This window comes from Vibrio sp. 970 (assembly GCF_033339075.1).
This window is the reverse complement of the sequence record NZ_JAWOTW010000831.1, coordinates 1-514: the sequence shown is the minus strand read 5'-3', so window position 1 is coordinate 514 and position 514 is coordinate 1. Positions and strand designations below refer to the sequence as shown.

General features: G+C 47.1%; 1 protein-coding gene. It reads right to left on the bottom strand.

Features of this window, described 5'->3' with window-relative positions:
- Nucleotides 1–514, bottom strand: a 514-nt coding sequence (locus tag R7Q11_RS29445) for an NADP-dependent malic enzyme (RefSeq protein ID WP_318094496.1), incomplete at both ends; no start/stop codon positions are given.

Genomic DNA, 514 nt, shown 5'->3' with positions numbered 1-514 from the left:
TAACCCACCACGGCAAATGAAAGGGAAACACAACACGTTGTTCACTTGGTTTGGATAATCACTGCGACCAGTACCCATAATTAAGTCATCACGTACTGCATGTGCTAGCTCAGGTTTAATTTCAGGATCTGGGTTCGAACAAGCAAATACAACTGGCTTGTCAGCCATGAGTTTCAACGCTTCTGGTGGCAATAGATTTGGACCAGATACACCTAGGAATAGGTCTGCACCTTCGATCACATCTTCTAGTGTGCGCTTATCTGTATTGTTTGCGAACAGTTGCTTGTACTCATTCAGATCATCACGACGAGTATGGATCACCCCTTTGCGATCCAGCATGTAGATCTTCTCGCGCATTGCGCCACACTTGATAAGCAGCTCCATACACGCAACGGCTGCAGCACCAGCACCAAGACAAACAATCGTTGAATCTTCAAGCTTCTTACCCTGCAGCTCGATAGCATTGAGCATACCTGCAGCTGTCACGATAGCCGGACCATGTTGATCATCGTGG